Source organism: Paenibacillus marchantiophytorum, from assembly GCF_014640555.1.
GTDB classification, from domain to species: Bacteria; Bacillota; Bacilli; order Paenibacillales; family NBRC-103111; genus Paenibacillus_E; species Paenibacillus_E marchantiophytorum.
In genome coordinates this window covers 133,835-144,300 of the sequence record NZ_BMHE01000017.1, presented here as the reverse complement: position 1 = coordinate 144,300, position 10,466 = coordinate 133,835, and the positions used below count along the sequence as shown (strand labels likewise).

General features: G+C 48.7%; 10 protein-coding genes, 1 tRNA gene and 1 riboswitch. Of the genes, 6 read left to right on the top strand and 5 right to left on the bottom strand.

Annotated elements, in window-relative coordinates; translation table 11 throughout:
- Positions 1–413 precede the first annotated feature (413 nt).
- From IEY34_RS17680 to IEY34_RS17660, 5 genes are read left to right on the top strand one after another with little or no spacing between them, the layout of a single operon-like run.
- Positions 414–1,991, top strand: coding sequence for an ABC transporter substrate-binding protein (locus IEY34_RS17680; RefSeq protein WP_189013530.1), 1,578 nt, complete (start codon positions 414–416; stop codon positions 1,989–1,991).
- Entirely contained in the window at positions 1,988–2,956 is a 969-nt protein-coding gene (gene nikB, locus IEY34_RS17675) for a nickel ABC transporter permease (RefSeq protein ID WP_189013528.1), read from the top strand. Before IEY34_RS17680 ends, nikB begins: the two co-directional genes overlap by 4 nt.
- On the top strand, positions 2,949–4,712 hold the full coding sequence (locus IEY34_RS17670; protein WP_189013526.1) for a dipeptide/oligopeptide/nickel ABC transporter permease/ATP-binding protein: 1,764 nt from the start codon (positions 2,949–2,951) through the stop codon (positions 4,710–4,712). Before nikB ends, IEY34_RS17670 begins: the two co-directional genes overlap by 8 nt.
- 10 nt (positions 4,713–4,722) lie before the next feature.
- Entirely contained in the window at positions 4,723–5,478 is a 756-nt protein-coding gene (locus IEY34_RS17665) for an ABC transporter ATP-binding protein (RefSeq protein WP_189013524.1), read from the top strand.
- 15 nt (positions 5,479–5,493) lie between these two features.
- Entirely contained in the window at positions 5,494–5,859 is a 366-nt protein-coding gene (locus tag IEY34_RS17660; protein WP_189013522.1) for a (2Fe-2S) ferredoxin domain-containing protein, read from the top strand.
- A gap of 95 nt (positions 5,860–5,954) precedes the next feature.
- Here the strand turns inward: IEY34_RS17660 and IEY34_RS17655 are convergent, their stop codons facing one another.
- The 5 genes from IEY34_RS17655 to IEY34_RS17635 all read right to left on the bottom strand — a co-directional run bounded on the left by IEY34_RS17655 (position 5,955) and on the right by IEY34_RS17635 (position 9,375).
- Positions 5,955–6,791, bottom strand: coding sequence for an energy-coupling factor ABC transporter ATP-binding protein (locus IEY34_RS17655; protein ID WP_189013520.1), 837 nt, complete (start codon positions 6,789–6,791; stop codon positions 5,955–5,957).
- Complete coding sequence (gene cbiQ / locus IEY34_RS17650; protein ID WP_189013518.1) at positions 6,788–7,591, bottom strand: cobalt ECF transporter T component CbiQ; 804 nt, start codon at positions 7,589–7,591, stop codon at positions 6,788–6,790. Before cbiQ ends, IEY34_RS17655 begins: the two co-directional genes overlap by 4 nt.
- Entirely contained in the window at positions 7,588–7,872 is a 285-nt protein-coding gene (locus IEY34_RS17645; RefSeq protein ID WP_189013516.1) for an energy-coupling factor ABC transporter substrate-binding protein, read from the bottom strand. Before IEY34_RS17645 ends, cbiQ begins: the two co-directional genes overlap by 4 nt.
- Positions 7,869–8,642 (bottom strand): energy-coupling factor ABC transporter permease, encoded by a 774-nt coding sequence (locus IEY34_RS17640; protein ID WP_189013514.1) that lies wholly within the window; start codon positions 8,640–8,642, stop codon positions 7,869–7,871. Before IEY34_RS17640 ends, IEY34_RS17645 begins: the two co-directional genes overlap by 4 nt.
- Before the next feature lie 151 nt (positions 8,643–8,793).
- A riboswitch (cobalamin riboswitch) is annotated at positions 8,794–8,984 on the bottom strand.
- A gap of 317 nt (positions 8,985–9,301) precedes the next feature.
- A tRNA-Arg gene (locus IEY34_RS17635) sits at positions 9,302–9,375 on the bottom strand.
- Between the two features lie 180 nt (positions 9,376–9,555).
- On the opposite strand from IEY34_RS17635, the gene IEY34_RS17630 reads away from it, so the two are divergent.
- Entirely contained in the window at positions 9,556–10,446 is an 891-nt protein-coding gene (locus IEY34_RS17630) for a VHS/ENTH/ANTH domain-containing protein (RefSeq protein ID WP_189013512.1), read from the top strand.
- The last annotated feature ends 20 nt before the right edge of the window (positions 10,447–10,466 follow it).

Here is a 10,466-nt window from a genome sequence, read left to right as displayed (position 1 = left end):
TATTCCTAAGAATCCGCAGTGTGATCTCCACTCTACAAAAACAAGCTCGCCCAATTTTCGACTCTCTTTTCCGTGCATTTCGGGGGCAATTTATTTTCAACTAACTGATACCTAAGTAGTTACAGCCAAAAGTGTCATTTTCGGGAGGTTGAGGGAACTACAATACGCTATTTTGCTGTTTCATGGGAATTTCAACGCTTTTTGTGGAAATAAGACCCTGTAGTTCCGCTATGACCCTCGCATCCCTACTTTTTGCCTAATTAGCGTCCCCTAGTTCCCTTACTAAGTTTTGCCGCTAAGAAGAGACTGATCTATCAGGGTGGCGACGCCGGTTTTCGTATTGACAATTCATGTCCAGTTCATAATAATAGTAATAATTACGATTAAACAATTCTCAGGAGGTTCAATTCCCTATGTTAAGCCGTTATTCCAGTAAGCTGGTCTCATTTCTATTCCTTATCGTGATTGTGATTCTATCGGCCTGTTCGAGTTCCAATGGTCAAGCGGGCGCATCCGCTCAGCCCAAATCTTCGACCAGTGCGGCGGTCCCTGCCAAAGATCAAGTGCTTAAATATGTCACACTGAATATGCCTCGCTCGCTCGATCCTGTCCATATTGACGCTCAGCGAATTACGTCAGATGGCATCGCTGAACCGCTTGTGTATCAGAATGACGATGGCTCTATTCGTCCTTGGCTAGCCAAATCGTGGAAGAACGTAGAACCCACGCAGTGGGAAGTTGAGCTGCAGCCAAACGTCAAATTTTGGAGCGGTGCCGTGATGGATGCGGCTGCTGTGAAAGCGGCTCTGGAACGTCACCAGAAGCTGAATAAACGCGGACCTTCTCAACTTGGCGGCGTTCAATTCATTGTGAAGGATGCTACGCATCTGCAAATTCAGACGCCTAAGCCAGACCCTTCTTTCATCTTTAAATTAGCTGCATTTGCCATACATAACGCGGCTCAAGCAGATTTAATCGGTGATAAATTTAATAAAGAGCCCGATTTAACGGGATTTATGAAGCCTATTCAGTTTACGCCAGGCGAGCTGCTAATTGCAGAAGCATTCCCAGGCTACTGGGGTGACAAGCCTAAGCTGCAGCGCCTTGAATCAAGGCTCGGGACGGATGGTCAAGCTCGTTTGCTCGCGCTGAAGAATGGTGATGCAGACGGAGATATGAACGTAGAAGTTGAACAACGGGTTTCCTACGAAAAGGATAGCAAGTTCCAAACCTATTTTCCTGTTGGCAGCACCTCGAATCTGTGGCTCAATATCAAGAAAGTGCCATCCCTTCAGGATGCCAAAGTACGCCAAGCGATCAACTTCGCTGTGAATCGCAAGGAACTGATCGATGGGGTTAATCGCGGATTTGCTTCCAAAGCGACAGGGCACTTCCCTTCCGGTCTCCCATACGCAATTGAAACGGGCACCGAAATGGATAAAGCCAAAGCGGCTCAATTATTGGATGAGGCAGGATGGAAAGCTGGTTCTGACGGCATTCGCGCCAAAGATGGCCAGAAGCTGCAGTATAAAATGTTGACTTATTCGGTCTTTCAACCACTAGCTGTTGCGCTGCAATCACAGCTCAAAGAAGTTGGAATTTCCGTTGAACTAAACGTTGTAGAAACGACGGCATCCAATCAAATGATGCTGGACGGCAACTTTGAGCTTGCCACCTATTGTTCGTGCGGAAGTGCGACTGGGGATGTTGGAGGTCAATTAAATTCATATTACCACACAGGCATTGCTTCAAATTATGGCGGATACTCGAATACAGAAGTAGATAAACTGTTGGAAGTTTTGGTTTCCGAGTTCGATGGCAAGAAACAGGCTGAACTTGCTAAGCAAATTCAAACGAAAGTACAGCAGGATGTGCCGATTGTTTATTTATACAATAGTACGCGTTGGGGCGCAGCCTACAATAAAAAGGTTCAAGGCGTAGATGACAACCTCAAGACCAGAATCACACCGGCCATGTATATCGCACAATGAAATTAGTGCGGTATCTATGCATCCGGCTGGCGATGACGGTTCCGGTCCTTCTAGGTGTAACGCTGCTTGTGTTTTCACTTGTGCGTTTTATCCCCGGCGACCCGGCTCGAACCATGCTGCTCAGCATGTTTGATCCTGGCTCGAATCTAACTGATCTAGAGAAGGATGCTAGTGAGCTGAAAAGGAGCCTTGGGCTGGATCAGCCCTTCTGGGTCCAATACGGACATTGGCTTATGCACATTGTCCAAGGAAATTTAGGTGTTTCCTTTCGCAGCAGAACACCGATCTGGGATGAGTTTATGAGCCGCTTCCCAGCTACACTCGAATTATCGCTCGCTGCCCTTGTGGTCATGATCCTGATCTCGATTCCTTCCGGTATTGCCGGCGCAGTGTTTCACCGCAGAGCATTGGATCATATCAGTCGATTCATTGCTTTAATCGGCATTTCGGTGCCTTCCTTCTTCTTGGGACTCGTCTTTATGTATAGCTTCTCGGTCAAATTCGGCTGGCTGCCGACAATGGGACGAGGCGATATGAAACATCTGATTCTCCCTGCGCTTACGCTCGGGATCGGACTTTCCTCCATTACCGCTCGATTGCTGCGGACAAGTATGCTGCAAGCATTCTCACAGCGGTATATGCTGCTGGCTGAAGCCAAGGGCCTTTCAAGGCTGCAAATGATCGGGAAGCATGCGCTTCCTAACGCGCTGCTGCCTGTCCTAACCTCCTTTGGGTTGGTTCTGGGGGGATTGATCGGCGGCTCCGTTATCGTGGAAACCATCTACGCGTGGCCCGGTATTGGCCGCTATGCGGTGGATGCGATAACAGGGCGCGATTATCCGGTCATTCAGGCTTTTGTCCTCTTCATAGCTGTCGTGTACATTTCATTGAATCTTCTCGTTGATATCGCCTATCGCTGGCTTGATCCGCGAGTAAGAGTGGAGCAGGAGGGACAGCGTGGATAAGCGGTTTCGCCAAAGATTAGTTGCAGCTATTCAAAAAGATCCGATTGCTCTTGGTCTGCTTGTACTCCTTATCGGAATCCTAATCGTCTCGTTAGGTGCCCCGTGGTTTGCTGTTCAAGATCCGCTCAAAGTGAATTACTCGGCTTCTCTGCTTGTCCCGTCGAGTGATCACTGGTTCGGGACGGATAATTACGGAAGAGATGTGTGGACTAGGTTGATGTATGGCGGGCTCCATTCCATTGGAGCCTCCATCCTAGCGGTGAGCATCGTGATTTCCATAAGTCTGTTGGTTGGACTTGCTGCCGGCTATTTCGGCGGTTGGGTGGATACAGTCCTGACCCGTATTATGGACGTTCTTTTCTCCTTTCCGCAAATGGTCCTGGCAATAACGCTCGCTACTTTACTAGGCGCAGGTTTGCCCAGCTTGCTTATCGCTGTCGCGGCTGTCTCCTGGCCCTCGTATGCCCGTATGATTCGCAGTTATGTCCTATCGATCCGGGGTGATGGGTACGTGACGGCCGCACGAGCTATGGGCATTCCCGCATGGAAAATTATCGGGACGCATATTCTAGGCGCATTGGCTGGACCAATTCTGGTCTTGGTGACGCTGGATATGGGGAGTATCATGCTTAGCATCGCTTCGATGTCCTTTCTGGGGCTGGGGATTAAGCCGCCGCAGCCGGAGTGGGGGGCGATGCTGAACGAAGGCAGAGCCTACCTGGAAGAAGCGCCTTGGTTGTTTATTGCCCCAGGCATGGCGATTTTGCTTACCGTATTAGCTGCCAATTATTTGGGCGACATCCTGAAGGATGCGCTGGAACCGCGCAAACCTTCAGTTCCGCAATTGTTTGGGCGCAGACGATTGCACAAAACCATAGCACCTCCACAGATTGCTCCTTGGGCTGCGGGAGTGTTGGGCGCTCCAATATTAGACATGCGCAGCGTCACGATTGCTCTGCAAGAGAAAAGCAAATCAGCCACTTCGCATATTCTTCACAAGGTGGATCTCCAATTGTATCCAGGTGAATGTCTAGGCCTAGTGGGGGAGAGCGGCTCAGGCAAGAGCACACTCGCGCTTGCCACATTGGGTTTGCTCAGACTGCCCCTTCATCAACAAGAGGGTTCAATCCAATTATTCGGAGAGGATACCTCTTCGTACAGGTGGAAGGATTGGCGCCGCATTCGCGGGCGGCGAATTGCCTATATAACGCAAGATCCAATGGATTCTCTGAATCCAGTCCTGCGCATCGGCGAGCAGCTGCGCGAGTGCTTGCTGACGCGAGGCAGCTCTTGGACGAAAGCGGCTGCCAAAGAGAAGGTGCTTGTGCTTCTAGAGCAAATGGGTTTGTCTGCGGAAACCTATGGCTGTTATCCGCACGAGCTTAGCGGAGGGATGCGTCAGCGTGTAGTCATCGCGATGGCGATGATTCATCAACCCGATATTATGGTGGCGGACGAGCCGACAACAGCGCTTGATGTAAGCACCCAGGCTAGAATCATGGAACTGTTGAACGAGCTGCGTTTGAAACATCAGATGGCTCTTATCTTTATTTCGCATGATCTGCGGCTAGTTGCTCAAATCGCCGATCGCGTCTGTGTGATGCGCGGTGGTCAGGTTGTGGAGACAGGTGATGTTCAGCAGGTATTCACGAACCCTGCGCATGCTTACACGCGACAATTACTAGACGCTATACCTAAGATGCCTTCTTCATCTATTAGGTCAGAGGAACTGGCTCAGGTGCCGGTGGAAAGATGAGGTACGGTCTATGCTGGTCGTTGACGGCGTATCCAAAACTTACGCAAAGAAAAAAGTGCTCCAAAACGTCGCATTTACGATAGCGCCTGGCGAAAGTGTCGGTTTAATCGGCATGTCCGGTTCCGGGAAAAGCACATTGGCGCGCTGTATGATGGATCTCGAACGTCCAGATGAAGGAAGCATGCAGTGGTATGGAGCATCCCTGGTGAACAAGCGTGTTCGCCAGGCATCGCGCAAATCGATTCAGATCGTGTTTCAAGACCCGAGAAACAGCTTAAACCCAGCTTGGACGATGAAACGAAGCCTAAGTGAGGCGTTTCTGCAATTCCAGGCACACCAAAGTCGTCCGCAAGAACAAGATCGGGTATTTGCCGAGCTGCTTGAGGCAGTCGGATTGAACGAATCCTTCCTGAGCCGTTACCCGCATGAGCTGAGTACAGGCCAATGTCAGCGCGTATGCATTGCCAGGGCGCTTGTGGCAGAGCCTGAGTTGATCATCCTGGATGAATGTCTATCGGCACTGGATGTATCGGTGCAAGCCCAGGTCATCGAGCTGCTGCAGACCCTGCATCAAACCCGGCAGGTTAGCTACTTATTTATCTCTCATGATATTACAGTAGTCGCTTCACTCTGTGATCGGCTTCTTGTTTTGCATGAAGGCATCATCGTGGAGCAGGGCAGAACGCGGGACATTTTGGCCGATCCGGAGCATCCTTATACCCGCTCTCTGCTTGCGGATGTGCCGCATTATCCGAAATTTACGTAAAGCAAGGAGGACGTTATGAGCACTTGGGATTTATCTACAGTGAAGCATCATGTATTGATTTGCAATGGCGGTTCCTGCCTCAAGAAATTGGGTGACGAAACGACCTTGGCTATTCGTGATGAAATTGCCCTGCATGGCGCTGAGGGTCTCATCCATACCACACGCACAAGATGCAATGGACGCTGCGAGGATGCCTGTGTGGTTACCGTGTACCCGCAAGGGGTGTGGTATAAAGAGATGACACCGGAATCAGGAAGAAGACTGGTGCGCGAGCATCTCCTGGAGGGCCGGCCTTTGGAGGATCATATGATCTATACCTATGAGGATAGCTTTGTACCCACAGGCAAAGGGCGAACTGGCGTTAGCCGCATCAAGCAGTAGCATGAACCGCAATCGTCGATACTTCATAGTCTACATATAGGAACACAAAAGAGGCTTTCCGCAAGGTTTTCAACCTTGTAAGGAAAGCCTCTTTTTTATGAAAAGCTTTTAAGCAAATGGCTTTTGAAATCCGCTACATTTCTTGGTGCACTGACACCTTCCCTGTTTGCTTCAGGTAAGGATTCCCACAAATCCAGCAGCATAGGTTTATCTAATCCCAGCGATTGAATAGTGTCCGTCTGGCTGAAAATATCGGATGGCGTACCTGCCATTACACATTGACCGCGATCCAGAACTAGAACCCAATCGGCCCATGCATAGGCAAGATTCATATCATGAGTTGCCATGACAAGAGTGATTCCGCGATGATGGATGCGATCAAGCTCTTCGATAAGCTGCTGTTCGGAGATGCGGTCCAAATAGGCTGTCGGTTCATCCAGCAGCAGCAGCTTTGGTTCAAGAACGAGCACGCCGGCTAGCGCTACTCGCTTCTTCTGGCCGAGACTCAAATGGTGGATCGGCGTATGGGCCAAATGCTCGATGCGCATCGTGCTCAAGATGGCTTCAGCACGATGCTTGATTTCTGGCTCAGGCAATCCCGCATTGCGCAGTCCATAGGTAACATCTTCATAAGGGGTATTCAAAATGAGCTGCTGCTCTGGATCTTGAAAGACGAGACCAATGTCCTGACGCAGCTGCTTCAGAGCTTTGCGCTCATATTTCAAAGGCGTGTTTTTCCACAAAACCTGGCCTGACGCAGGCTCATGAATGCCAATCGTATGGAGGAATAACGTTGATTTACCGGAACCATTGTGACCGCAAATGGCCGTTTTTTTTCCTTCGGGGATCGCGATGTTCAGCTCGTTGAGAGCCTTGGTTTGCGTTCCTGGATAGCTGAAGCTGACAGCTTGGGTTTCAAATATTGCACTCATAGGGCACTCCTCCAGCGAAGCCATAATTCGAGCAGCAGCAAAAGAGTCAATCCTACGCTGCTTTCCATTTTGTATCGGAGTGGTATGGGTTTAGCTTGGTAGGGCGCCATGTGGATGTCTTCCGTGAAGCCTCTGGAGACGAGCCCATTGGACAGCGATTTATACTGCTGCATCGTTTTGATAAACATTTGGACAATTAAAGTGGCTGTATCTCTCAGGCGGTTGCGGAAACCGTTCTGGCCGCCTCTGGCTTGCTGCGCGACATACATATCTTGGGCTGTTTCAAAAAGCATAAATAAAATCCGGTACATAATCAGCATAATTTCCAATACGAGTTTAGGCACTCGAACTTTTTTCAAAACTTGAAGCAATTCCGCAAAAGGGGTGCTGCAAATAATAAAAGTCATGCAGGACAGACAGGCCACAATGCGGGCGAACAGTTGTCCCACGAGCAGGAGTCCAGACGAAGTAATGAAGAAGTGCCAATTCAGAAAGTTGAGGCTTGCTACCTCATGAAGATTAAGATAGCTTGCTTGCAATGGCCGTATTTCAATGATAAGGGCAGGCACACTTCCTACAAAAAACAAGCAGGCAATCGCAATAAGTGAGATGTAAAACCTTACAGGGATACGGGCATAAACCACCGTCCATAACGTCATCCATATGGCCAGAAGAATTTGAACGAGCGGATGAGCCATATAAGTAAACAAGAGCATGATCATGGCAAAAGCGCATTTCCACATCGGGGAAAAGTCGCGTAACGCATTGCTGTAGGCGAGTGTATCAATTCGTTTCATCATTGGGACTTGGATTTCGACGCCCTTCCTTTGAATAGTCCAAAAGCAAAACCAATGAAACCTGCGCCGATAGCCGCTTGCAGGGCGAACAGCATGCTTTCTGTCTCTGCAGGCAATTCAAAGAAAGAGGAGAACCACGGTTTATAGGAAGGTTGGATGGTCTGGATCAATTGTTCTGCGGCATCATCGGCACCGCCGAATTCGCCGTTCACGAGGACGAGAGGCAGCACGGCCAAGAGTACAATAGCAATCAGCATGAGAATGTTTTTGGTGCGTGATTTCATTGTTCGGATGCTCCTTTCATTTTATGCTGCAGAATCGTCAGTTCTTTGGGGCTGTAAGCTTGCAACCAATTCCAGATTAATACGGTTAAAATACCTTCACTAATAGCAAGCGGAATTTGCGTGATGGCGAAAATCCCGCCAAATTTCAAGAAAGAGGCAATGAAGCCGCCTTGTTCAGCCGGGAAGGCCAGAGCTAGTTGAATGGATGTAACCACATAGGTGGATAAATCAGCCAAGGCAGCTGCCAGGAAAATGGACCATTTCTGCTTGCCTGTCGTCTTCATCATGAATCTATAGATGAAGAAACCGACAACCGGGCCTGCAAAGGCCATGGAGAAAGCATTAGCTCCGAGTGTTGTAAGCCCGCCATGCGCAAGCAATACAGCTTGGAACAGCAAAACAATTGAGCCTAGCACGCTCATAGGCAGCGGTCCAAACATTACGGCTCCAAGTCCCGTACCTGTCGGATGGGAGCTGCTCCCTGTAACGGAAGGAATCTTCAGTGCGGAGAGCACGAAAGTGAACGCTCCAGCAAGTCCGAGCATAATTTTGAGCTCGGGGTTTTCTTTGGTGATCTTAATGAGGGAACGCAGTCCGAGGAAGAAGAAGGGGAGGAAAGCGACCCACCAGAAAATAGCCCAGCCCACAGGCAGAAACCCTTCCATAATGTGCATTGCATAGGCGGATTGAGGTTCATTGATAAACAGATAGAGCGCAAATCCGATCACAAGCAGCAGAAAGCTTGACATTCTTTTTGATTTGATTGACATTTTTTCGAAAATCTCCTTTTTCATCGAATATAAATAAGTCCAAACAAAAAAGACCGATCCATGTGGACAGGTCGTGGGTACGTACGAATACACGACAAAGAAACGGCTTTGTCGAATGACTGACGTACACCGCTCCTTTCCGCGAAGGGTTGTGGGTACATAAATGAAGGTAGGTCTCCTGGCTCTCGGATCTTCGTTTTCTTTCGGCCTTCCCTGATGGATGATCAAGTGACATTGATAGAAAGAAACTCCCCGAATACAGTGGCGGGACCGCTCAGGATTTGCACCTGATTCCCTGTTACCCCTTGTTGCGAACAAGGGCACCTCATTTATTCGAAATTATGTAATTGAGATGATTATAGCACAAAATGAAAGATTCGTAGCAAGATAAGAGTTTCCGGCAGCCCCTATTTGAACAAAAAGGTGGTTTTTATCGTGAATAGAAGTCCTTGGAGACTCTTGTCTCTGGTGAAACGCGCAAAAACCCCCAAACAAGAAGCGGTAGGAGTCTCAAAGAGCTCTTATTTGCGTCGAGGGTGGCTATTTTACACGAATAGAAGTCCTAGAGACTCTTATCAAGAGGTAGAAGCAAGTATACCCTCTATCTAAATAAAACAAAAAAAGACCGCGATTTCTCGCGGCCTTTCGAACTTGCATGACGTCCCAGGAGGGATTCGAACCCCCGACCGCACGCTTAGAAGGCGTGTGCTCTATCCAGCTGAGCTACTGAGACATAGACCTCTTCTTACCTAGCGGAATGAATCCGTTTAGCGAAGCGAGAGTTAATATATCATATCGTTTTATAGGAAGTCAACCCTCGATTCATAATTATTTTGCAATCGCTCTGACAATCAAGTAAACTGTGACCAGCAAGACCATGATTTCTGAGGTGATGACCATAACAGAACCATCTATGAATAATTTAATTCTTTTTCCCAAAACAGAGCAGTACTACGAAGAAGAGTTGACTCGCTTTCTGCGAACCGAGCAATACACGGATGCCCTTCAACTGCTTACTTTTCTACTCCAGTTCCCAAATGTCGAAGCAAGTAAAACAGATCAATGGGAAGCATTGCGTCATTGGCTCTACACCATGTTTCCAGAAACGATGTTTCCGGGGGCGGCTCCGCCTGAAGAGGATGAGGAAGAGGAGAAGGAACTTTTAAGACAATACATAAAAGAAAAAACAACGGATGAAGGATTTACGCTTAAATTGCTGAATCTGTTAAGAGAAGGCACATTGGAGCAGCAGGTCAGTGCGCTTGAACAGCTTGGTTTTATCGACCAAGAGGAGGTCGGCCAATCCGTTAAGGAATGGCTCATTGAACGACCCCGGCATCCGCACATTCAATTCAAAGCGCTGCAAGCGCTCAAGCACATGGGTGAACATGGCTTTATCGAGTTTCCCAAGAATGGGAAAAAGGTTGCCGTGGAGATTGAGGAGACGCCGCTTGGTCCGGAAGAATTTCCATTGCGGATTCGTGATATGATTCGCCGGGTAGGGGACATTAGTGAAATAAGCCAACCTGATTTCGTGTATTTTGCCAGACAAACGTGGCAGGAGTTTCTAGCCTACGCCTATGGCACATCCATTTACACGGATCTGCTTAGTGCGGAAGAAGGGGCGGTCGACGTGTGGGCATCCGCGCTGCACGCTATTCTGCAAGAGAAATTATTTGGTACGGTGAACCGTGAAGAAATACTAGATAACTATGGAATTGTGGATTCGATGACCCTGCAATGGAAGCGGGCACACCTAGTGCTGCAAGCGTTTGTGAAGCAGTTTACCCACGAACTTTCGTAGCTCCAAAAGGTCGCCTTGAA

What these genes read in the sequence shown, in the direction of transcription:
- IEY34_RS17680 (WP_189013530.1), top strand. Translation starts at nt 414, where the DNA reads ATGTTAAGCCGTTATTCCAGTAAGCTGGTCTCATTTCTATTCCTTATC.
- IEY34_RS17665 (WP_189013524.1), top strand. Translation starts at nt 4,723, where the DNA reads ATGCTGGTCGTTGACGGCGTATCCAAAACTTACGCAAAGAAAAAAGTG.
- IEY34_RS17655 (WP_189013520.1), bottom strand. Translation starts at nt 6,791, where the DNA reads ATGAGTGCAATATTTGAAACCCAAGCTGTCAGCTTCAGCTATCCAGGA.
- IEY34_RS17640 (WP_189013514.1), bottom strand. Translation starts at nt 8,642, where the DNA reads ATGTCAATCAAATCAAAAAGAATGTCAAGCTTTCTGCTGCTTGTGATC.
- IEY34_RS17645 (WP_189013516.1), bottom strand. Translation starts at nt 7,872, where the DNA reads ATGAAATCACGCACCAAAAACATTCTCATGCTGATTGCTATTGTACTC.
- cbiQ (WP_189013518.1), bottom strand. Translation starts at nt 7,591, where the DNA reads ATGATGAAACGAATTGATACACTCGCCTACAGCAATGCGTTACGCGAC.
- IEY34_RS17630 (WP_189013512.1), top strand. Translation starts at nt 9,556, where the DNA reads ATGAATAATTTAATTCTTTTTCCCAAAACAGAGCAGTACTACGAAGAA.
- nikB (WP_189013528.1), top strand. Translation starts at nt 1,988, where the DNA reads ATGAAATTAGTGCGGTATCTATGCATCCGGCTGGCGATGACGGTTCCG.
- IEY34_RS17660 (WP_189013522.1), top strand. Translation starts at nt 5,494, where the DNA reads ATGAGCACTTGGGATTTATCTACAGTGAAGCATCATGTATTGATTTGC.